The sequence below is a fragment of the Clostridium psychrophilum genome, assembly GCF_018861705.1.
Taxonomy (GTDB): Bacteria; Bacillota; Clostridia; order Clostridiales; family Clostridiaceae; genus Clostridium_AD; species Clostridium_AD psychrophilum.
Window position 1 is genome coordinate 1 of sequence record NZ_JAHLEC010000042.1, and the last position, 23,359, is coordinate 23,359.

Annotated in this window: 23 protein-coding genes, 1 other RNA gene and 1 pseudogene; 7 read left to right on the forward strand and 18 right to left on the reverse strand. The window is 30.1% G+C overall.

Features of this window, described 5'->3' with window-relative positions:
* The coding region (gene tnpA / locus KPL38_RS20465; RefSeq protein WP_216290652.1) for an IS66 family insertion sequence element accessory protein TnpA at positions 1–174 on the reverse strand (174 nt) is incomplete at its 3' end.
* Positions 175–260: 86 nt separating this feature from the next.
* Between tnpA and KPL38_RS20335 the strand changes: the two are divergent.
* Positions 261–407, forward strand: a pseudogene (locus KPL38_RS20335) (metal-sensing transcriptional repressor); the annotation flags it as partial.
* A 76-nt stretch (positions 408–483) separates the two neighbouring features.
* Here KPL38_RS20335 and KPL38_RS10425 read toward each other — a convergent pair.
* Positions 484–1,314, reverse strand: coding sequence for an NAD(P)/FAD-dependent oxidoreductase (locus KPL38_RS10425; protein ID WP_216289072.1), 831 nt, complete (start codon positions 1,312–1,314; stop codon positions 484–486).
* A 184-nt stretch (positions 1,315–1,498) separates the two neighbouring features.
* Between KPL38_RS10425 and KPL38_RS10430 the strand changes: the two genes are divergently transcribed.
* Both KPL38_RS10430 and KPL38_RS10435 read left to right on the forward strand, forming a co-directional pair.
* On the forward strand, positions 1,499–1,729 hold the full coding sequence (locus KPL38_RS10430; RefSeq protein ID WP_216289073.1) for a glutaredoxin family protein: 231 nt from the start codon (positions 1,499–1,501) through the stop codon (positions 1,727–1,729).
* Between the two features lie 678 nt (positions 1,730–2,407).
* Positions 2,408–2,971, forward strand: coding sequence for a uracil-DNA glycosylase (locus KPL38_RS10435; RefSeq protein ID WP_216289074.1), 564 nt, complete (start codon positions 2,408–2,410; stop codon positions 2,969–2,971).
* Between the two features lie 423 nt (positions 2,972–3,394).
* On the opposite strand, the gene ssrA is transcribed toward KPL38_RS10435, so the two are convergent.
* The 7 genes from ssrA to KPL38_RS10470 all read right to left on the reverse strand — a co-directional run bounded on the left by ssrA (position 3,395) and on the right by KPL38_RS10470 (position 12,258).
* Positions 3,395–3,746: a transfer-messenger RNA gene (gene ssrA / locus KPL38_RS10440) on the reverse strand.
* Between the two features lie 208 nt (positions 3,747–3,954).
* Positions 3,955–4,428, reverse strand: coding sequence for an SsrA-binding protein SmpB (gene smpB / locus KPL38_RS10445; protein WP_216289075.1), 474 nt, complete (start codon positions 4,426–4,428; stop codon positions 3,955–3,957).
* Positions 4,429–4,608: 180 nt separating this feature from the next.
* On the reverse strand, positions 4,609–6,828 hold the full coding sequence (rnr, locus tag KPL38_RS10450) for a ribonuclease R (protein ID WP_216289076.1): 2,220 nt from the start codon (positions 6,826–6,828) through the stop codon (positions 4,609–4,611).
* Between the two features lie 495 nt (positions 6,829–7,323).
* Entirely contained in the window at positions 7,324–8,040 is a 717-nt protein-coding gene (locus KPL38_RS10455) for a pseudouridine synthase (protein ID WP_216289077.1), read from the reverse strand.
* 89 nt (positions 8,041–8,129) lie between these two features.
* Complete coding sequence (locus KPL38_RS10460; protein WP_216289078.1) at positions 8,130–10,145, reverse strand: triple tyrosine motif-containing protein; 2,016 nt, start codon at positions 10,143–10,145, stop codon at positions 8,130–8,132.
* A gap of 307 nt (positions 10,146–10,452) precedes the next feature.
* Positions 10,453–10,905 carry a YaiI/YqxD family protein gene (locus KPL38_RS10465; protein ID WP_216289079.1) on the reverse strand — a complete coding sequence of 151 codons (453 nt, stop codon included), beginning with the start codon at positions 10,903–10,905 and terminating at the stop codon, positions 10,453–10,455.
* Between the two features lie 3 nt (positions 10,906–10,908).
* Positions 10,909–12,258, reverse strand: a complete 1,350-nt coding sequence (locus KPL38_RS10470) for a glucose-6-phosphate isomerase (protein ID WP_216289080.1) — start codon at positions 12,256–12,258, stop codon at positions 10,909–10,911.
* Between the two features lie 278 nt (positions 12,259–12,536).
* Between KPL38_RS10470 and KPL38_RS10475 the strand changes: the two genes are divergently transcribed.
* Positions 12,537–13,817: a glycosyl hydrolase family 18 protein gene (locus KPL38_RS10475; protein WP_216289081.1), complete on the forward strand. Its 1,281-nt coding sequence runs from the start codon at positions 12,537–12,539 to the stop codon at positions 13,815–13,817.
* Positions 13,818–13,949: 132 nt separating this feature from the next.
* Here KPL38_RS10475 and gloA2 read toward each other — a convergent pair whose 3' ends face one another.
* The 9 genes from gloA2 to KPL38_RS10520 form a co-directional block, all read right to left on the reverse strand.
* Positions 13,950–14,336, reverse strand: a complete 387-nt coding sequence (gene gloA2 / locus KPL38_RS10480) for an SMU1112c/YaeR family gloxylase I-like metalloprotein (protein WP_216289082.1) — start codon at positions 14,334–14,336, stop codon at positions 13,950–13,952.
* A 153-nt stretch (positions 14,337–14,489) separates the two neighbouring features.
* Positions 14,490–14,732, reverse strand: coding sequence for a hypothetical protein (locus KPL38_RS10485; RefSeq protein ID WP_216289083.1), 243 nt, complete (start codon positions 14,730–14,732; stop codon positions 14,490–14,492).
* Between the two features lie 86 nt (positions 14,733–14,818).
* Positions 14,819–14,980, reverse strand: coding sequence for a hypothetical protein (locus KPL38_RS10490; protein WP_216289084.1), 162 nt, complete (start codon positions 14,978–14,980; stop codon positions 14,819–14,821).
* Positions 14,981–15,465: 485 nt separating this feature from the next.
* Complete coding sequence (locus KPL38_RS10495; RefSeq protein ID WP_216289085.1) at positions 15,466–16,569, reverse strand: LegC family aminotransferase; 1,104 nt, start codon at positions 16,567–16,569, stop codon at positions 15,466–15,468.
* A 33-nt stretch (positions 16,570–16,602) separates the two neighbouring features.
* Positions 16,603–17,595 (reverse strand): NAD-dependent 4,6-dehydratase LegB, encoded by a 993-nt coding sequence (locus KPL38_RS10500; protein WP_216289086.1) that lies wholly within the window; start codon positions 17,593–17,595, stop codon positions 16,603–16,605.
* 1 nt (position 17,596) lies between these two features.
* Positions 17,597–18,250 (reverse strand): acetyltransferase, encoded by a 654-nt coding sequence (locus tag KPL38_RS10505; RefSeq protein WP_216289087.1) that lies wholly within the window; start codon positions 18,248–18,250, stop codon positions 17,597–17,599.
* Positions 18,251–18,278: 28 nt separating this feature from the next.
* Positions 18,279–19,427 carry a UDP-N-acetylglucosamine 2-epimerase gene (gene neuC, locus KPL38_RS10510; RefSeq protein ID WP_216289088.1) on the reverse strand — a complete coding sequence of 383 codons (1,149 nt, stop codon included), beginning with the start codon at positions 19,425–19,427 and terminating at the stop codon, positions 18,279–18,281.
* A 48-nt stretch (positions 19,428–19,475) separates the two neighbouring features.
* Positions 19,476–20,519, reverse strand: a complete 1,044-nt coding sequence (gene neuB, locus KPL38_RS10515; RefSeq protein ID WP_216289089.1) for an N-acetylneuraminate synthase — start codon at positions 20,517–20,519, stop codon at positions 19,476–19,478.
* Positions 20,512–21,216, reverse strand: a complete 705-nt coding sequence (locus KPL38_RS10520) for an acylneuraminate cytidylyltransferase family protein (RefSeq protein ID WP_216289090.1) — start codon at positions 21,214–21,216, stop codon at positions 20,512–20,514. Before KPL38_RS10520 ends, neuB begins: the two co-directional genes overlap by 8 nt.
* A gap of 165 nt (positions 21,217–21,381) precedes the next feature.
* Between KPL38_RS10520 and KPL38_RS10525 the strand changes: the two genes are divergently transcribed.
* From KPL38_RS10525 to KPL38_RS10535, 3 genes are all read left to right on the forward strand, one after another.
* Entirely contained in the window at positions 21,382–22,506 is a 1,125-nt protein-coding gene (locus KPL38_RS10525) for a DUF2920 family protein (RefSeq protein ID WP_216289091.1), read from the forward strand.
* A gap of 19 nt (positions 22,507–22,525) precedes the next feature.
* Positions 22,526–22,825 carry a carboxypeptidase-like regulatory domain-containing protein gene (locus KPL38_RS10530; RefSeq protein ID WP_216289092.1) on the forward strand — a complete coding sequence of 100 codons (300 nt, stop codon included), beginning with the start codon at positions 22,526–22,528 and terminating at the stop codon, positions 22,823–22,825.
* A gap of 223 nt (positions 22,826–23,048) precedes the next feature.
* Complete coding sequence (locus KPL38_RS10535) at positions 23,049–23,336, forward strand: hypothetical protein (RefSeq protein WP_216289093.1); 288 nt, start codon at positions 23,049–23,051, stop codon at positions 23,334–23,336.
* Positions 23,337–23,359 lie beyond the last annotated feature (23 nt).

Consider the following 23,359-nt stretch of genomic DNA (forward strand, 5'->3'; position numbering starts at 1 on the left):
CCATTGGGCTGTTTCTTTAGTAGCTAAGTTATCAGAACTGAATTCGCGAATCCAGGCACGAAGCCTTGCCGGCTTAACATCATTATCTTTACACCAAATTGACATAGTTTGGCCACTGGATTTATACTCATCCACTCGATGTTGCCACATGAAGTTGACTTTTGTTCTTGCCATAATAATAACCTCCTTGCATTGAGATTATTATCTCATAAATTTAAAAACATGGGAATGTGGGTAATATTTGACGCTTACTAAAGTCGGAAAAACAATGTGGAAATTTACTAACACAAATTTCTGCAATTCGTTCTACTACAAATAAGATTAACATTTTGTTATTAGAAATATATTCTAATAACTGTATATTAATTCTATTAATTCAACAGATAATAATAGTGAAGATGTTCTAGATAAATTTTTAACTACTGTTAAAAATTTTCTAAAATTCGTAGAATAGATAAAAAAATAAAGCTCCAAATCGGAGCTTTATTTTTTACTTATATTTCTTACATATTCAATAACACTTTTCCCTGCCCTAGCACCTTGCGCCACAGCATTATTAATCTTCATAAAATCGCCAGTAGAACCTCCTGCAGCAAATACTCCCTTAACATTTGTTTGTTGGAATGCATCAACAGAAATAAATTCTCCATTAGTTACTAAACCTAATTTGTTAGCAAAATCAACAGTTGCTGCACTTTCATAGGCTATAAAAATTCCATCTACGGCTTCAGTTTTATCATCATTAAAAATGATTTTCTCAAGAAAATTATTGCCCTCTAGTCTCTTTATACCTTTATAGTTTATTTTAAAGCTCTGCTCATGTCTCTTGAAATTATCTGTGAGTTCAAGTTCTCTCCCATTAGTAAATATAGTAATATTCTCTGTATAGGCCTTAAGTTCTAAGGCCTCATAAATTGCATAATCCTTAGACCCAAGAACGCCAACCTTTAAACCATCATAAAAAAAACCATCGCAAGAAGTACAATAACTTACCCCTTTACCTTCAAAATAACTTAATCTATCAACCTTCAACTTTTTATTAGTCTGACCAGTTGCTATGAGCAATGATTTAGCTATAAATTTATTATTTACAGTAATCACTTCAAAAAAATCACTCTTTTTAATAGAGATAACCTCTTCTTCTAACATATCTACGCCAATGTTTGCCCCTTGAGTTTTTCTTTCTTTTAGTAAGAATTCACAATTATTTATTTCAGCTTTAGCAATTACAAGTGTCTTCAAATTAGCTCTTGCGGTATAAAGTGAAGCTGAAATACCTGCTGGACCTTTCCCAATAATAATCACATCATACATAAAATCACCTTCCATTACAAAATATATTCATTAATTACTAAAATATCTTATATATTATTTAATTAAGTCAATATAATAATTATTTTTTAGATAATTGTTGCATTTTTAGGATGTAATGCATACATTATACCTATATGGGGTATCAAATATTTGTCTAAAAATTGATTTTCTAGGAGGTGATTTTATGTCAATAAAAGTATATTCAACGCCCGCATGTCCATGGTGTACTATTACAAAGGATTATTTAAGATCTAAAAATTTTTCATTTGAAGATGTTGATGTATCAAAAAACAGAAAAGCTGCTATGGAAATGGTTAAAAAATCTGGGCAAAGAGGTGTACCAGTTATAGATATTAATGGTAAGATTATTGTAGGCTTTGACCAGGCTACAATTGATAAATTATTGAAAGCATAAATGGATAGCTTACGAATAAAATAAGTGATAGTTAATAGCCATCCTCCTTAAGAGAGTGGCTATTTTTATTATTTTTTGAAATTTTAATAGGCTACAATCTGGATATGTTGAATATCTCATAAAACATATTAGTCCACATGTGCTTTTTGCTATTGTACATTATATGCTAAAAGTTCAAAAAACAAAAAATAAATTACATAAATATAATCGTATGACGAAACAAAATAGCTATAGGTTAATAAGACCTATAAATAACTTAATTGACATTACCAAAATAAATTCTGGGTTTATAAATATGAATAAAAAAATATAGATATTATACAGGTTGTAGAAGATATAACTTTATCTGTGGCAAACTTTGTAGAAAGTAACTTCTATAAGCCTTTTCCATTCTTCCTTCATAGTTTCTAACTGATATCCATCCTGGATTATTTTCAATGACGGCTTATTACTTTAATCCATTATACTAATTGAATTTAACATATCCAGTAATATGTTTTTAATTAAATTAGTATATGCCCGCACTAATGTTTCGAACTTTTCAGGTTTCATTAAAAATATAATTTCAGGATATTTTTATTTACATTCTTTTATTATTTTATAAACTGTATATTATTTTTAATACTTTAATTATATGCTATAATATAAGGTATTATAATAGTTAGGAGTGAGCATTGGATGGTTGATTGGACTGAACTTGAAAAAATGTGTAATAATTGTACAAAATGTGATTTACATAAAACCAAAACGAATATGGTTTTCGGGCAAGGAGATATTCATACTAACTTAATGTTTATAGGTGAAGCTCCAGGAGAACAGGAAGATTTGTCTGGTATCCCTTTTGTAGGTAAATCCGGTCAACTTTTCGATAAAATTCTGACTTCGGTTGATATTTCTAGAGAAGAAATCTACATAGCAAATATTATAAAATGTAGACCGTCACAAAATAGAAATCCACTAGATATAGAAAAAAAATCTTGTCTACCCTTTCTTCGAAATCAAGTTAAATTAATTCATCCAAAAATAATTGTATGCCTAGGACGAGTTTCAGCCCAAAGCATTATAAACCCAAATTTTAAAATTACAAAGGAGCATGGCATTTGGTTTTATAGAAAAGGCTATTGTTTAATTGCAACTTATCATCCTTCTGCACTTTTACGAGATCCATCTAAAAAGCGAGATGCTTGGGAAGATTTTAAGACGATTAAGACGAAGTATGATGAATTTAGGGAGAAAAATTAGACCTTACTATCAACTTCTCTAAATATCTAGTCAGATTTGCTTTTAAAATGATTATTAATAGATAATTCCAATTCTAACAAAAAGACTCTAAGCCTATTGGTAAATCATAGAATCGTTAGATTTACAGTTATACCTTTTTCACATACCACGTATATGCTAACATATTCAATTTATAATTAATTTAAAAGACCATTATTACTTAAATAAAAGAAGCCACGACAATCTAAATTAGATTGTCGTGGCTTCTACTAGTGGAGGCGAACCATACCTAACTATATCACTGTCCGTTAAAAAAACTGATTTATATAAGTAACATTTAGTGCACGATTTTATTAATCAATGAAATATTATAGCCTACTACGTTTATGTTTTAAATTAAGACATAAGAAAACCCACAACTAATTAAATAGTTGTGGGTTTTACTGGTGGAGGCGAGGGGTGTCGAACCCCTGTCCGAAAGTCGCAACACCTAGGCATCTACGAGTGTAGTCAATACTTTAACATTCCCTCTACTTAACCCCTACTGACCGGGTTTAAGTTTTAGTAGCTTCATATTTTCCGTTTCTGGGTCAAAGCTTTCCCAGACTCGGTTCACCGCTATCGGCGCCCTATCCTAAGTCGCGGTCATCTAAGGTAAGACGTAGCAGACTATGCTGCTAGTGCTAAATTATCGTTTGCGTCTAAATTGTTCCTATAGTTGTTTACGCGGGTCCATAGGTTCCCCCGACTCGCTTCCTCGATGCAACGTACCCACGTCGAAACCAAGTACGCCCCCATATTGTCAAAAGATTTAATTGATATCTTTTGCTTAGCAATAATGCATATATACTATGAAATATATATTTAAATTTTTAGTATATTACAAATCAATTATATAGCATCATTTATTTGATTACTATATCACTGAGTATAAACATAATGATACACCATATTATATGCTTTTTCAAGTACTAATATTATGATATTTTGCGCTTTATTACTTGTTATCTCATTCTTTCTTTCATCTGTCTATCCATGTCTCTCTTAGCATCTTTTTCTATTAATGCATCCCTTTTATCATAGTCTCTTTTACCTCTAACAATACCAAGATTAACTTTTACTTTGGTGTTTTTAAGATAGAGTGCTAATGGAACTAAAGTATACCCTTTTTGAGCAGTAAATCCTACTAATTTCCTTATTTGCTCCTTATGAAGCAATACTTTTCTCACTCTTAATGGATCAGTATTAAACTGGTTTCCATTTTCATAATGACTTATATGCATATTTTTTATAAATACTTCACCATTTATAACATCGGCATAACTATCTTTTAAATTTGCTTTTCCGGCTCTAATAGACTTTACTTCTGTTCCAACAAGTGCTATTCCAGCTTCCATCGCTTCTTCTACAAAATAATCATGTCTCGCTTTTTTATTTTGCGCTAATGTTTTATTTTCTGATTTCTTTGCCTTTGTCATAATTTCACCTACTTTATTATTATACTTTGTACAATTCGTATTAATGCAGTATATATAATACATACAAGTATACTATATTACATCCTCTTTTTCAAGAATATATGTATTATTTTTACATTTAATTCTTTAGCTATAATGCAGTGAAGAGGCAGTTGCACCCCTTCTCATTTCCATTTTAAATTATTTTGCAGCACTTTCTTCCTCTTTTGTCTGATCTCCATCTTCTTTTATAAGTTCGTCTAATTCGCTAACTGTGTAATCTTCCTTTTTTCCTTCTTCTACTTCTTCACTATCAAGTATATCAAAATAAACTTCATGAGAAGCTAAATCAACTTTGCTAACTACAATCTTTACTTCTTCACCTAATTTATACATTTTCTTAGTTCTCTCACCAATAAGCGTTAAATGTCTTTCATCAAAAACATAATAATCATCATCTAGGCTTGTCATATGGACTAATCCCTCTATAGTATTAGGAAGTTCCACAAACAATCCAAAATTAGTTACTGAAGAAATAATTCCATTGAATTCTTGACCAATTCTCTCACTCATGTACTCTGCTTTCTTTAAGTCATCTACATCTCTTTCAGCTTCCATAGCTACTCTTTCCATATCGGATGATTGCTTTGATGCTATTTCTACTTCTTTTTTTAATTTTTCCGTTCTTGCTTCACTTAATCCTCCATTTATAACCTCTTTAATTATCCTATGAATCATTAAGTCAGGGTATCTTCTTATTGGTGAAGTAAAGTGACAATAATACTTGGCTGCTAAACCAAAATGCCCAACACATTCGGGAGAATATTTTGCTTTCATCATAGAACGAAGCAACAAAGTACTTACCACCATTTCTTCTTTTTTACCTTTAACTTTCTTTAATATATCCTGAAGCATTCTAGGGTGTACTTCATTTCCCCACTTTACAGCATATCCTAAATTGTGTGCAAATTCGCTAAAGCGTGTTAATTTTTCTTCATCTGGATCTTCATGAATTCTATACACAAATGGTACGTTTAGCCAGAAAAAATGTTCAGCAACAGTTTCATTCGCTGCTAGCATAAATTCTTCAATAACTCTATTTGCAATGCCTCTTTCATAAGGCACAATATCTACAGGCTTTCCAACTTCATTTAATATAATTTTGCATTCATCAAAATCAAAATCTATAGCTCCTCTTGCCATTCTCTTTTTGTTGAGAATGCTGCATAGTTCTTCCATATATTTAAAATCTTCATACAAATAATCATATTTTTTGATAGTTTCTTCATCTTTATCCTTTAAAATCTTGGTAACATCGGTATAAGTCATTCTCTCGTTAGTTTTTATAATACTTTCAACTATCTCATGATCTACACATTTGCCCTTTTTATCAATTTCCATTATACAACTAAGTGCCAATCTTTCCACTTTAGGATTTAAACTACAAACACCATTAGATAATTTTTTTGGAAGCATTGGTATAACTCTATCAATTAAGTATACTGAAGTTGCTCTTTTAAATGCTTCTTTGTCTAAAGTATTTTTCTCCTTAACAAAGTTAGAAACATCCGCTATGTGAACTCCTAATCGATAGTTGCCATTAGGCAATACTTCAATAGACACAGCATCATCTAAATCTTTAGCATCCTCTCCATCTATGGTTACCATACGTAAGTCTCTTAAATCTGTTCTACGTGAGTACTCTTCTTCTGGAATTTTTTCATCTATATTTGCAGCAAATGCTTCAACATTTGGTGGAAACTCCTCTGGCAACTTATGTTTCTTAATAATAGTTAATATATCAATGCCAGTATCACCTTGATTACCAAGTATTTCAATGATTTTTCCTTCGGGGTTTTTCTTTCGTTCTGGCCACTGAGTTATTTCAGCTATTACTATTTGACCTGTTTTAGCCCCACTTCTTTCTGATTTAGGAATAAATATATCCTGAGCTATTCTTTTGTCATCGGCTACCACAAATCCAAAGTTACTACTGTCCTCATAAGTTCCTATTATTGTTTTATTAAATCTTTCTGTTACTTTTGCTATCTCGCCTTCACATTTTTTACCTTTATCTTCTTCTTTTAAAACTTTTGCAAGAACTTTATCACCATTCATTGCTCCATTCACATTATCCGCAGGTATAAATACATCCGGTCTTTCTATTTCTGCAATTACAAAACCAAAACCTCTTTGATGACCTTGAAATTTACCAACTACAAAACCCATATTCTCTGGTATGCCATAATACTCAGTTTTGGATTTAACTATATCGCCATCTACTTCCATTTTATTTAATAAAGTTTTAAATTCTTTCATATCTTTTTTTCTAATATCAAACGCTTTATAGAGTCCCCCTATATTCATAGGTTTGTACGTTTGCTCTGTCATAAAGCTTATTAAATTTTCTTTTATCTTCATCAAGTTTCCTCCTACATATTTTATATTAATATTTTTTATTTTTCCGTAAAAAATATTTAATTCTACTTTAGTTTTTTATCATTATTATGTTAATCTATTCATGCGTTTCTATATTTACTCACTTTTATTATAATCTAAAAGATACATCTAGTATATACTATGTAATTATATACTTCCCTATTATCTAATAAAAGATGCCTACATTGAGTAGTTCTATTCAATGTAGGCATCTTTGTCGAAACATGATATACAAAAATTTCTTTACAGAAATCGACTTTTTTATACAAAATAAAACAGCCCTTGGGGTTGGGCTGCCTTATAATAAATAAAAAGGGGGCTATTTATCTCTTTATTTATCTTTACATCTTAATTATATTAAATTTGATTAATATTTGCAAGTGTTTACCCGCATTTGATTGTAAACAATTTTTAAAATAACGATTGTTTATTTACACTTTATTTATTATTACCTATTTTGCGATATAACTATTTAAATTAAACATCTTTCAATAGATCAATCTCTTGCTTTGACAATTCTCTGCATTGTCCTTCAAGTAAATTTTCATCTAATTTTAAAGGTCCGAAACTAACTCTTTGTAAAAATACTACGTTCTTACCTATACTCTCAAACATTCTTTTTACTTGATGAAATTTGCCCTCTTGGATAGTAACCATCACTTCAGATCCATTTTCATCTGCTTTTATTACTTCTAATTTAGCCGGCATACATTTATACCCATCATCTATTACAACACCTTTCTTGAAGGTATCAACATTTCCTGCATCTACAAATTTATTGATTTCAGCATAATATACCTTGTTCACATGATTTTTAGGTGCTATTAATTTATGATTTAATTCCCCATCATTGGTAATTAACAATATTCCTACAGTGTCCTTATCCAATCTACCTATAGGAAATGGATTAAATGCTTGGTAATCATGATCAATTAAATCAATTACAGTTTCATCATTTCTATCTACTGTTGCAGAAACCACGCCAGCTGGTTTATTCATAACTAAATATATGAATTTTCTATAATTAATTTTCTCTCCATTCAACTTTATTACAGCCTTCTCTGGATCAACTTTCGTAGCACTATCTGAAGCTATTACTCCGTCTATCTCTACTTGGCCTTTTTTTAATAATCCCTTTACTTCTTTTCTTGTTCCATGCCCTAAATTAGACAATATTTTGTCTATTCTTTCCATATGAATTCATCTCCTCAAATATTTCTAAAACTTTATACACAGTGTATAAAATATTATTTTCATAAAAAAAACAGCTTTTGCAAGCTGTTTTAAATTTTTTCTTTAACTTCAATCTCCATTATATCATAATCTTCATATGAAATACTCTTATTCGAACTTTTTGATAATACTAGCATTCTGTAAATTCCTTTAGTAAATGGCATAAAAATGTAATCATTTTTCATGCTAAACTTTTGTACTAATCTCCAATCTCCTTCCTCCATAAGGTAAAACTCATACAAGACTTCCTTCCCACCACTTGTACTTTGAGTGACAAATGTTATAGCTTCGTTAACCATAAAATCTGATGAACTGCACATAATCTTTGTATCTGTAATTGGTAACGCTTCATGTACCAGTATTTTTATTTCTCTTTTAGAATCATACTCGTTTGTACTCATTTTATTTTTTGCTAATAACTCTATTAGATAGTTTCCGCTACATTTAGGTTTTATTTTATAATTCTTATGTTCTACAAAATTTGTTTGTTCCACTGCATGACCATCTATTTTCAAAATATAATTTATAAGAGTGTCTCTTGTATTTTCAGCTATAATTTGAAGAGAAACTGTATCTCCAACCATAGTATATTCTTTCTTAGGCATCAAAACATAGTCTATTCTTGCAGGGATACATTCTAAAGCCTGGATATAAATAACTCTATGACTATCATATTCTTTCTTAGAATACTTATCCTTTACTCTTACTTCTAATTTAAATTTTCCTATTTCCTCAGGAGTGAAATTTACAAAGTCACGTATTCCAAATTCAATCTTTTCTTTTTCTTTATCATCTTTAGAAACAATGAAACTATATCTTAAGGAAGTACCCCCTGTTGCTTTAACTTTAATATTTACAGTTTCACCTATTAGCACAGTCTCTTTCGTATCTAATATTATATCTTCAATCACTACGTTTGCATTTCCTATATCATCAATTATAAAATCTAATGAACTAACCTTCTCATACTCACCTTGAAAGGATGCATCCTTTACACATAATTTCACTTTATATTCTCCTGCCTTTGAGGGCGTCCATAAATAGTTGCTTTCCCTAGTATAATCTGAATCCTCTGGACATTCTCCATCAATTATAAATTTATATAATAACTCTCTTCCACCTCTCGCAATGCATTTTAAAACAATTGAAGTATCACATAGCTGTGGCGAACTTAAGTCACTAATAAAGCTATGTATAGTTATTTCATCGTAAGGATTAACCCTGTAATTAATTAGTGCTCTATCATCGAATTCATGAAGCGAATACATATCCTTAGCCATACACAATAGCTTATAATCACCTTTGTTTTTTTCAACATAACTAACTAATTTTTTAGTTGAATAATCTTGTATACAAATAGCCTTTCCTTGAGAGTCAATTTTTATAAATTTGTATAAAACCATTCTATTGTCCTCATAGCTTGTCTCTACTTCAAATACTAATTCTACTCCTTCTAATATATCGTCAGTTAAGCATCTAAAACTTATAATCTCTAAAGATTGTATGTCTTCTACATTAAATGGTAATTTCATAAAGTCATCAACTGTATTTTCAGAATCTAAATTTCTGCATTCCACCAAAAATTCTTGTTCTCCAGAGTGCTGAGTAGTCCAAGTCACTTTATTTTCTGGTGTATAATCTTCTATAAGTATCCAATTTTCATGTTCACATATCCAATACCTATACATAATAGGATTTTTTAGGGCATCAACTGTTAATGTAATTTTTTCACCTATCATTATCTCTGTTTTATCTATGTAAATATCATTTATTAGCTTTTCCTCAACCTCGCCTACGATATAGTCAGTTTTTGACATAAAATCAAAGGGTTTATTGCTTTCTTTTCTTTTAGCTTGTACCATTATTGAGTACTTACCATCTATCTGTGGTTTCCATATAGCTTCACTTGCTCCACTTATTTTTTTTAAAGTAGTCCACGATCCATCTAGACCAACAAGAAATTTATAATTTAAATTATCTTCTATTTTATTTTCAACGCTTATTTCGATTTCTTTGTATTTTCCCTCAGTATTTTCTAAATTAAATAATATATTCATTTCATTCATATAAAATCGCCTACCTTTCTAAATAAGCTAAACACTAAAAAAGTATTATTTGAAAAATTAGCTTCTATAATATTATATTATACTATAATTCCATTATTTGTAACAGTATATGTTAAAGTTTTTTTCTTTTATTTATAGACATAATTTTTCATGATTTTATATTTTTATAAAAAATTTCCACTATTTTATAGCCTTTTATAGTATTAATCTTGTTATTATAAACTTATTAATAAGTAAAATTATTATAAAAATGACTAGTAACAATAGTTACTAGTCATTTTTATGTTTTAAAAGCTTCTAATTGACATCATGTTGATGTTATAGTTTTTGCTTTTAATATTAATTTAATTAAACTATTATAGAGTTTATTATCATCTTCATTTGTTCGTTTTTTAGGACCAGAGGTTTTGCCTCCACTCCGTCTTAGCTTACTAGACAAATGCCTCTCAAATAACAATTTATCAATATTGCTATCATCATATATATAGCCTTTAGGTCCCATTGCATATGCACCCTTAGCTAAAACCATCGCAGCAACACCAAAATCTTGAGTAATTACTATGTCCTTAGTTTTGGCCTCATTTGCTACTTTCATATCAACAGTTTGAAAGCCACTATCAACATATCTTATTTGAGCATAATCACTATTTAAAACATGATTGATATCACAATACATAATAAGTTCTATAGAGTTTTCCTTAGCTGCTTTTTCTATTAGATGTTTACCAGGGCACCCATCTGCATCTACAATAATTCTCATTTTTTAAAGTCTTTTTTCAAGTTCTGCTTTAATATCTTCATATCCTGATTTCCCAAGAAGAGCGAACATATTTTTCTTGTATGCTTCAACTCCTGGTTGATCAAACGGATTAACACCTGACAAATATCCACTTATTGCTAAAGCTTTTTCAAAGAAATAAACCATATATCCAAAATTGTATGGAGTTAATGATGGCACATTTAAAATAATATTAGGTACGTCCCCATCATTATGAGCAAGTACAGTTCCTTGGAAAGCCTTTTTATTAACAAAGTCCATAGTTTTACCTGCTAAAAAGTTCAATCCATCTAGATCTCCACTTTCTTCATTTACTATGACTTCTCTTCTTGGCTTTTCAACATTGATAACTGTTTCAAATATATTTCTTAAACCTTCTTGAATATATTGTCCCATAGAATGCAAATCAGTAGAGAAATTAACTGATGCTGGGAATATTCCCTTTTGGTCTTTTCCTTCGCTTTCACCACAAAGTTGTTTCCACCACTCACCAAAGTATTGAAGTGCTGGCTCATAATTAACTAATATTTCTGTAACCTTACCTTTTCTATATAATGCATTCCTAGCTGCAGCATATTTATAGCAATCATTTTTATTTATATCATCATTGCTGTATGCTTCTCTTGCATCTGCTGCGCCATTCATCATCTCATCAATACTAATACCTGCTGCTGCTATTGGGAGTAATCCTACGGCTGTTAATACGGAGAATCTTCCCCCTACATCATCGGGTATAACAAAAGTTTCATAACCCTCTGCATTTGCTGCTTTTTTTAGAGCTCCTCTTGCTTTATCAGTGGTAGCAAAGATTCTTTCTTTTGCTCCCTCTTTTCCATATTTTCTCTCTAATAATCCTTTAAAAATTCTAAAAGCAATGGCTGGTTCAGTAGTTGTTCCTGATTTTGATATAACATTTATAGAAAAATCCTTACCTTCAATTGTATCTATTAAATCTGCCATGTATGTAGAACTTATATTATTTCCAGCAAAGAATATTGCGGGAGATTTTCTTTTATCACTAGAAAGACTATTGTGAAAAGTATGAGATAATGTTTCTACGGCTGCTTTAGATCCTAAATAAGATCCGCCTATTCCAATTACTATTAAGACTTCAGAGTTATTTTTTATTTTTTCTGCTGCCCTCTTAATTCTTGCAAACTCAGATTTATCATAATTTATAGGAAGGTCTATCCATCCTAAAAAGTCACTTCCTGCACCTGTTTTATCTGCAAGCATCTTATGTGCAGCAGATACCATTGGTTGAAAATTAGAAATTTCGTGTTCAGCCAAATATGGAATTGTTTTACTCAAATCTAAAGATAAAATCTTTTTCATTAATATTCCTCCTTGTATATCTTAAAGCAAACAGTATTGATTGTTTTGCTTCTATATTCATTTGTTTTAGATGACAATTATAAACAAGAGTCCATACTTATCTTATTCTACTAAAACATTCTAAAATAATTTTAGTTTATTCAAGAAAATAAATCAAGTTTTTTAATAATATTTTCTAATTATAACTTAATTTGTTATAAATAAATAAATTTAATATGTACTCCCTAGTATTATGTAGCATATATTAAATTATATTAATATAAAAGGTGTGATTTCTTTTGATTATACATGTTGTAAAAAATGGCGAAAGCCTATATCAAATATCCAAATTATATGGGGTATCTTATAATAAGATTGCCTCTGACAATGAACTTACAAATCCAACTCAACTTGTTATAGGACAAACTCTTGTAATACTCGAAGGCTCGCGAAAACACAAAATTTTTCCCGGTCAATCACTTTATATGATAGCTAAGATGTATGGAGTAACCATCGCACAATTATATGCCGCAAATCCTTCTCTAAACAGTTCTATAATAATTTACCCTGGAGAAGTTCTTAATATACCATCATCAAGCCCAAAATTAGGTTCTATTGAAGTTAATGCCTATGCACTTCCGGGCACTAATATGGATGTTCTCGAAAAAACTCTTCCAAACCTAACGTATCTTAGTATATTTAGTTATCAAGTACAACCTAATGGAACTTTAAAGGGCATAGATGATGTTCCTCTAATCCAAGCTGCTAGGAATGCTAAAGTAGCCCCCATGATGGTAATGACAAACTTAAAAGAGGGCGGTGGGTTTGATAGTTCACTCGCTCATGCCATACTCACAAATGAAAATATACAAAACACATTACTTAATAACATAATTAATACATTAAAAAATAAAAATTACTATGGTTTAGATATCGATTTAGAATACATTTATCCTGAGGATAAAGAAAACTATAACAATTTTCTGCGTAAAACCGTAAGTAAATTGAAACCTTTAGGCTATCCTGTTACTACGGCATTAGCTCCTAAACCATCTGGTAACATAAAAGGATTACTTTATGAAGCTCATGATTACCCTGTTCATGGTGCATTAGCGAATCACGTTATACTAATGACTTATGAATGGGGCTATACAGCTGGTCCACCGCTTGCAGTGTCTCCGATTAATGAAGTAAGGAAAATTCTTGACTATGCAGTAACTGTAATTCCAAGTAAAAAAATTTTCATGGGAATACCTAATTATGGTTACGATTGGACATTGCCTTACGTAAAAGGAACTTCAGCTACAGCACTCGGTAATGTAGAAGCAGTTGATCTTGCAAGAAGAGAAAATGCATATATTCAATATGACTACACCTCCCAAGCTCCATTTTTTAACTATTATGATTCTAATGGTAAAAAACATGTGGTTTGGTTCGAAGATGCAAGAAGTATGAACGCAAAACTTAGAACTGCAAATGAATATAATTTAGGTGGAATAAGTTACTGGACAATTGGAAAATACTTTCCTCAGGCTTGGCTAATTCAGAATTCCTTGTACGATGTGAAAAAATTATTCTAACAACAAACTAATTTCAATCCCAAATTATTAATTTTTATATGATAATTTTACAATAAAAAGGATATATTACCTTAATGTATTAGCGTAATATATCCTTTTGTTACCATAATTAAATAAAAATATTTTCACCCTTTATTTCTCATATAATTCTATGGGCAAATCATCTGGGTCACTAAAAAAAGTAAATTTTTTAGCCGTAAATTCATCAATTCTAATTTTCTCAGTAATTACATTTTTATTCGCCAGTTCTTTTATTGCCTCATCAATATTATCTACCTCAAAAGCAATATGCCTAAGTCCCCTTGCTTCCGGATAACTAGGTCTTTCACATGATTTTGGGAAAGAAAATAATTCTATTTGGCAATTTTGTCCGACACTTAAATCAAGTTTATATGATTCTCTATCTTTTCTGTATATTTCTCTAATAATTGTCAGTCCTAAAACATTTACATAAAATTCTTTAGATTTTTCATAGTTAGAACAAATAACCGCTACATGATGAATTTTATTAAACTTCATTATTGTATCTCCTTTTTACTTCAAACCGCAAATGACTGTACACTAAAAATTTCTTACATGCATTAATCTCTTGTTTAAAGCTATTATGTATATTATGGGAAGGTTCTTGCTTAACTTGGTTTACACAAGGATATTACAAATTAATATTAATAGCTACTTAACCTTGAAATAGGAATCAAAAGATATTACATTCGACCCTTTACCTTTGGATTTCATTTCAATCACATCGGGTTTTGAGGTATGAAACTGTAAGGTAGTTTCATACCCTTTTTCTGAGTTATCATGTAAATCTTTAATCCAATTAGTCATTAACATCATATATTTCATTGTTATTAGTATAAGTACATCCAATGATAATATTGCACCTATAAGTAACACTGTTAATAATACCGTCATAATATATTCCCCCTTAATTTTAACGCTTGTTTTTCCTAAACGATAATAGTTTTATATTCATTTTGTTAATAATCTAGTTAATATTATTATTTTTCTTTTATTATATTTTTTATCATATCTGCTTCAATTAAGTCTTTAATATAATTTGATTTATCCCGCTTTTTTTTAAGATGACTATATAAAATCATATCTTCGTTATTATTTTTAAAACTAATATTTATTCTTAAATTATCACTTTTCTCTTTCATGTTTAACTTCCTTTCGGTCATTCATATCATTATACTATTATTTATGTAAAAATACACATAAATGTTTCATATTATACAAATATGTGTAAATTTACTCATTTTGTGCCTTTATATTATTAAACTTAATTATATTGAACTTTTTATTTTCATTTATAATAAATACAAATGTAATCATTATAATTATTATAATTATTAAGATAATGGAGATTATTATTTTTTTTATTTGAGTAGAGTTTTGGGAAGTTAAATTAAAAGAACATATAACGAGCTATCAGAAATGTGATGAAATAAGTATATTAATTTTAAAAGGATTGAAATTAAAGATAAAATAAACAACTTAAAAACTATATCCCTAATTTCATCTATGATAATGTTGTATTATAATGAATAATATTTATACCTTGGACTATGATTCAGAACGGACATACCTTAGTTTGTTAGTACTTATTTTTATTAATGTCCTTGATATAGTACCAGTTTATGAGTTATTTATTTGCTTTTTTTATTATTTCACAGATTTTTTCAATGTCCTGTTTTTTAAGTCCCACAGAGCTTGGAAGATTTATTCCTCGTGCATAAATCTCAGCTGTAACACTTAAATCACCATGCTTACAATTTTTATATGGAGGCATACCGTGTATAGGCATAAAAAATGGTCGTGCCTCTATTTTTTCTTCATTTAATTTTTGTACAAGCGCATCCCTTGTTATACCATACTCATCTTCAATTAAGATTGAATATAGCCAGAAACAGTTTTCTACATTTTCTTTTTCTATAGGTAACGTAATTCCTTTAACTTCACCTAATAGTTCATTATAATATACTGCATTTTCCCTTTTGATTTTTAAATAATCTTTAATATTTTCAAGTTGGGCCACTCCAAATGCAGCTAAAAGATTTGGCATTCTAAAGTTATAACCTACCTCTGGATGATAGAAAGCTTTGTTTTCAGTAACTACTTTTGTTTGAGTAGATAAAAATTTTGCCCTATCTCCATATATTAAATTGTTAGTTACAAGCATTCCGCCTGACCCCGTAGTTATAATTTTATTTCCATTAAAGCTAAAACAACCTATGTCACCTATAGTGCCTGCCTTTTTGCCATTGAAAGTAGAGCCTAGTGCCTCTGTCGCATCTTCTACAACATATAAATTATATTTTAGTGCTATTTCCATTACACTTTTCATATCTACAGGATGCCCATAAATATGTACTGGCATTATAGCTTTTGTTTTAGCTGTTATTACTTCTTCTATCTTTTGCGCATCCATAACAAAGGTATCTCTACACACATCTACAAATACAGGCATTGCTCCTACATATTTTATAGTATTGATTGGAGATATAAATGTTAAAGATGGAACTATAACTTCATCACCTTCACCTACCCCTAAGGTTAATAATGCTAATTGAAGTGCGGCTGTACCATTCATTGTAACTACGGCACTTTTACTGCCCACATATTCACTGAATTTATCTTCAAATAAATTAACATAACTTCCTACTGATGATACCCAATTAGTATCTATACAATCTTTAACATATTTTAATTCATTGCCTCTAATTTCTGGTACACATAATGGTATCATAATAAAACCCTCCATTTTCTATATACTTTTTTATTAAACATTGTATATGTCTGTTTTAAAATACTGCATATTATTTTTTATCCATGCTACTGTTGCTTCAAGACCTTTATCTATATTATAAGCAGGCTTCCAGCCAGTTAATTCTTTTATTTTAGTATTATCAGCCCATAATCTATTAACTTCACTATTTTTAGGCCTTATTCTTTCATCATCGCAAATAATTTTTACATCTTTACCTATAATTCTTATAATTTTTTTAACGGTATCCTCTATTGTTATTTCAAAGTTTGAGCCAGCATTTATAACTTCACCAATCGTTTTTGTACTTTCTGCTACTTTTATAAACGCCTCAGCAGTGTCCTTGACAAAATTAAAGTCTCTAGTCGGAGTTAAACTGCCGAGCTTGATCTCTGTTTTCCCTGCGAGTATCTGAGATATTATAGTCGGAATTATAGCTCTTGCCGATTGTCTTGGCCCATAAGTATTAAAAGGCCTTATAATAGCAATAGGCATATCAAAGCTTTTATAGTAACTTTCTGCCATCTTATCTGCTCCTATTTTTGATGCCGAATATGGGGATTGACCCTGTATTGGATGTTTTTCATCAATTGGTACATAAAGTGCGCTGCCATAAGTTTCAGACGTTGATGTATGTATGATCTTTTCTACACCATATTCTCTACAAGCTTCAAGAACATTAGTAGTACCTTCCACATTTGTTTTTACATATGCCATAGGTGACAAATAAGAATATGGAATTGCAATGAGTGCTGCAAGATGAAGCACCACTTCTTGTCCTTTTATAATTCTTTTTATTCCATCGTATTCCCTTATGTCTCCAGTAACAACTTTAATATTTTCTTTAATATTCTTATCAAAAGTATCAATCCATCCCCAGTTATTAAATGAATTATATTGAACTAGAGCTGTAACATCTGCTCCAAGTTTCACTAATCTTTCTGTTAAATGACTTCCTATGAATCCTTCCGAACCCGTAATTAAAACTTTTTTACCTTGCCAATTCATTTCATCTACTCCCATTCTTATATTTTATAATTTTTGATGGAACGCCTACAGCAACTGCATTATCTACAATATTATCAATAACCACAGTTCCTGCTCCTATAATTACATTATTGCCTATCTGTAATGATTGAATTATAGAACTTCCCATGCCTATATTTGTGTCATGTCCTACACTCACCCCGCCAGCTATACATGCCTTAGATGAAATATGGGTATTCCTTTGTAACTTACAATCATGTTCGATTACCGCACCGGTATTTACTATACAATTTTCTCCTATACAAGCACCTGAATTTATTATAGCTCCAGGCATTACGCAAGTCCCAAAAGAAATGCACGCATAAGATGAAACTATTGCATCCTTATGTATAAGCACCGGTATATTAAAACCTATAGCCTTTAATTTATTAAATATTTTATCTCTAAGCCCCATATTTTGAAGTGCACCAATACACACAAAGGCATTTTTTACCCCCTTATAATATAATTCTTCTAGAATACTATCATCACCTATTATAGGAATATCTAATACAAATTTTCCTTTGAAATAGTTTTTATCTGTTACACCCACAACATCATATTTGCCAACACTTTTTATAATATCTATAATAACCTTGCAGTGTCCGCCTGCACCTACAAGTACGATTTTCTCCAAAAAAAACACCTCGCCTTTAACTTCTAAGCTAATAAGTAATTCTCTTTTGCATAAGCTCTCTATCTAGCTTTACCTCACTTATAATTTGTGATATTTTGTAACTTGCATTACCATCCCCATAAAGATTTTTACAATTTTTTAATTGCTTTTTAAAATTTTCATCGTATAATGCTTGTTTAATGCCTCTTATAACAGATTCTTTTCCATAAGGTATGTCTATTACATTGCATGCTCTTAATCTTCCATCCTGTCTTGAACCTATATTTACTACAGGTAACTTAAAACTAGGTGCCTCAATTATGCCTGAAGACGAATTTCCTATCATCACATCTGCTACATCTAAAAAACTTAGATACTCTACTTGACTTAAGTTTTTAAATATCTTTAAAAATTGATATTTAATCCTATATTCTTCAATAACTTTTATAATTTCCCTTCCTCCATTGTCACTGTTAGGATATGAAACTATAGTTTGATATCCTAACTCTACAACTGCATCGAGTGTCTCTCTAATTTGCCATTCCACCACATCCCTTTCTGTAGTTACTGGATGTTGCGTTAGTAAAAATATCTTATCATCTTCTAAATCAAACCTATTAAGCATTTCTTTTCTTGATATATATTGTGTTTTTTTAATGTTATCAAGGCCTGGTGATCCTACTACGAAAATATTTTTTTCCTTCTCACCTAATTTAAGGATTCTTTGCTTACTATCTTCATTAGCAGGAAAGTGTATATGGGAAAGTTTAGTTATAGCGTGTCTTACAGATTCATCTACTGTTCCACTCACTTCTCCTCCATGGATATGGGCCACTGGTATGTTCATATAGATAGCTGTTGTTGCTGCTGCTAGCATCTCTCCCCTGTCCCCTAGTATTAATAAAAGATCCGGTTTTATTCTATCAAAGCATTGCGCCATACTTATAATTGAAAGCCCTATAGATTTAGCCATAGAGGCACCTGTATCAGAAGATAATATAGTCTCAAACTTATCTGCTACTTCAAACCCATCTTTTTCTATTTCATTTATGGTCATACCATATTCAGGACATAGATGCATACCACAGACAATAAGCTTAAGGTCCAAATCATCATTTTTTTTAATTTCTTTAAGAACATAATAAAACATTCCATAATCTGCTCTTGTCCCAGTTATTACTGCTATTTTTCTTTTCATATTGATAATCTCCCATTCTATAATGTCATGAAATAGTTTAGATCTTTTTTATTCCACCATATTGAAGGATATTTGTTCATCCATCTTTATGTCCCTTTTAGTTTTTTTACCAATGATATAATTATAAAATTTAGGTGAGAGTCCTGTTCCTGGTCTTTTATAATCTAAGTCGACTATTTTTATACATTCTCCTGATTTTATATATCTAGATGCCACTATACTTTTTCTTGCTACTTTCATGGTATCTACTTCACTAGAAGTAAATTTCTTAATCCCATTTCCAAGGGCCATTTCTACATTTCTTATAGCTGTTACCATGTCTTTTAGCTCGTCAGGACTAAGAGATGCTTTATGATCTGGCCCATCCATACGCTTATCAAGTGTAAAATGTTTTTCAATTATATTCGCACCCAATGCAACTGCAGCTACAGGTATAATTATTCCTTCAGTGTGATCAGAGTATCCCGACACAATTTTAAAAGCATTTTTTATGGTATTAATAGCATTCAAATTAACGTTTTCAAATTTAGCTGGATAATTTGAAGTACAGTGAAGTACCGCTACGTCTTTATTCTCTAAGTAATTAATTGCATTTATTGCTTCTTCAATTTCCGAGAGGCTTGCCATTCCAGACGATAAAATTATTGGTTTATGATATTTTGCTATATGATCTAAAAATGGAATATTAGTTAAATCCCCTGAACTAATTTTAAAAACTTTCATTCCTATTGACCATAAGAATTCAGCACTTTCAAAATCAAAAGGTGTAGAGAAAAACATGATTTTCTTATATTTACAATACTCTTGTATTTCTATAAAATTATCATGAGAAAGCTCTAGTTTTTTTAACATATTAAACTGCGAATCAACTTTTCCTATGTTGCACTTTTGATATTTAGCCATATCTGCATACTGCGTAACTAGTTTTTCAGTTTTGAAAGTTTGAAATTTTATAGCATCAACTTCTGCAAATGCAGCTTTATCTACCATTTTTTTTGCTATGCTTATGTCACCATTATGATTAACCCCAGCCTCTGCTATAATAAAAACCGGATTTCCGTCACCTATAATTTTATCTCCTATATTAAACATTCATATTCTCCTTCATTATCACTTCAACAAGTCTGACATCGAGCATTGTATCAATGTCTACCGAGCTTTTCTTGTCCATTATATAAGGCATAGTATCTGCATCAACAAACTTTTTTTGTTGTATTAACATATCATATGAATTTATATATAGTGCACCATTAAATATATAAAAGTCAGGTAAGTCTTGACGTCTAAAACTTGTTCCCTCAAACCTCATAACCTCTTTTAATTTTTTATTTTGTATACTTCTCATAAATATAGGATTTTGCTGAGTTTTACACACGCTCACCAAAGAAGCTCCATTGCTTTTTATAAGTTTTTCTATAGCTTCATCTACATTCTTAAAAGTTCTTAATGGAGATGTGGGCTGTAATAATATTATATAGTCAAAAGTTATATTATTATTTTTATAATACTCCATTGCATGCAACACTACGTCTATAGATTTTGCTCTATCATTTGATAATTCATTTGGCCTTAAAAAAGGTACCCTAGTACCATATTCCTCTGCTATACCCTTTATAATGTCACTATCAGTTGATACAATTATTTCATCTATATATTTAGATTTCTTTCCCGCTTCTATTGTATAAGCTATAAGTGGTTTACCACATATAGCTATAATATTCTTATTTGGTATACCCTTTGAACCAGCTCTCGCTGGAATAATAGCAAGAAACTTTTTATTCTTATACATAATTCTCCCCCCTGGTATAAGTATTATTTAAAATTATTCTAAAACTGATTCCACCTTATCAAGTATATTAATAGTTACATCAAATAATGTTTGTTTTACTTGAAAAAGAACCATAGATTAAAATAATCATATATTAATGTAAATACTTTTTTTAGGAGAATTATTATGGCGAAAAATTATGGAGTTATATGTTATGGTCACAATAGTATTTATGTTAATGACTATTTGCAAAATAATTATAAGGAAAGAAAATTTCATGTTAAGTACAGTATTCCAGATGGAGGAGTTAATGACGAAACAGGAATTTTACTTTTAATAGCAGGGTACGGTGCACAATGTAATTCAAATGTATACAAAAATATGCGAAGTGAATTCGCTGATAAATATAATCTTGTAACCATTCAATGTGATTATTTTGGATATGAATATATGCAAGCAGGTTTAGAAGATGTTACGGTAGAAAGCATAGATTTAATAAGATTAAACATTAGTACAACAAATGAAAACGCTAAAAAAATATATTCAAATAATAATCTTAATATAAATGAATTTCTAAATGCTAATTTGAAATATAAAAATGAAATTATAGTAAAGAGCAATTTTCATGAATCCATAGAGAATTTTAATGATATGGGCGTAATGCAAGCTTTAGATAACATTGTTGCAACTATTAAAGTCATAAAATACTTACAAAAGAAAAAGCTTAATTTTAATACTAATAAGATAATTATTATGGGAAACTCTCATGGCAGCTACTTAGGCTATTTATGCAACATAATGTGTAGAGGATTATACACACATATATTAGATAATTCTGCTTGGATATACCCGGTGTATTGTAATAATATTAGATATTTAATAAGAACTAGAGGAAATTCTGTATTAGTAGTTAAATATGACTATAAAATAAGAACTGCAAGGTCACCTCTAAAAGGATTAAGAATTGATAATCTATATGAGAAAGTTGAAAACAAATGTAAAATAGTGGTTTATCATGGAGAAAATGATAACTTGATAACTGTAAAGGATAAATATGCAGCTGTAAAGGATATTCCAAATCTTGTATTTAACTTAATTGAAAAAAAGGATATTGATAATGTGATTTTTAAATCTACCATTCATGGCTTAGATGCAGATTTCCCAAAATTATTTGAAGAGTTCTATAAACATTACTGTAATAATATTCTCTTAAATAGTAAATTAAATATAGATAGTGATTTTAGAATACCAGGTGGATTTTTATTAGATTATAGTTCCGGATTACCACAATTAATAAAAGATAATATGTAATTTATGAGGAGGTTAAAACATGTGTGCAGTAGCGAGAAAATTTCTAACTGGATATGAGTTAGAAAAAAATGAAACTATTGAACTTAACTTTTGTTTTTCTAAAGAGAAATACTTTCTATTAACGGGGATTGTTTTTAATCCTATAGGAGAACCATTACCATCTGCAGCGTTAGAGATTACGCTAATAAATGGGAACTATAATCCACCTCTAGAAAATAATATCGGAGTAACTTTTTCACAACCAGATGGCAGCTATGGTATATCACTTCCGTTAAAATCAAAATATTTTTACAGAATTACTGTTTATTCTCCAGGATAAATAGAGATTGTAGTCTAAATACTTAATAGTTTACTATAAAATATAATAGTAATTTTTAGCATGACCAGTAACAAAAAACTATCAGATTAATATACTATATTATATATGTTTCAACTCTAGAATTGTTAAGAAAGATTCATTTAAAAGTAAAGTGATTGTAGAAATGTTATTGAAACGTATATGTTATAAAGATAAAAAATAAATTGATAAGGGGAATAAATTTATGCCAAATTATAGACCTAGGACAAAAGCAATACTTGCAACAGTAGTTGACTCAGGAATAATGGTTGTGCAAAATATATCTACGTCTGCTTGGGCACTGGCACTTTTAAAAGGAACAGCTTTATCACCAACTGGAGCATCACTGGCCAGTGGAGCAGTTGCTGTTTGGCAAAGTACAAATCCAACAAGTACTTCAGCTGATCATACAACATTTACAGATGGACAAGGAAGATATGGAGTTACTGTCAAAGCTAATGTTGCATTAAAAATTAAATTTTACGGTAAGTAATAAAGAATTAATAAATGGATGGG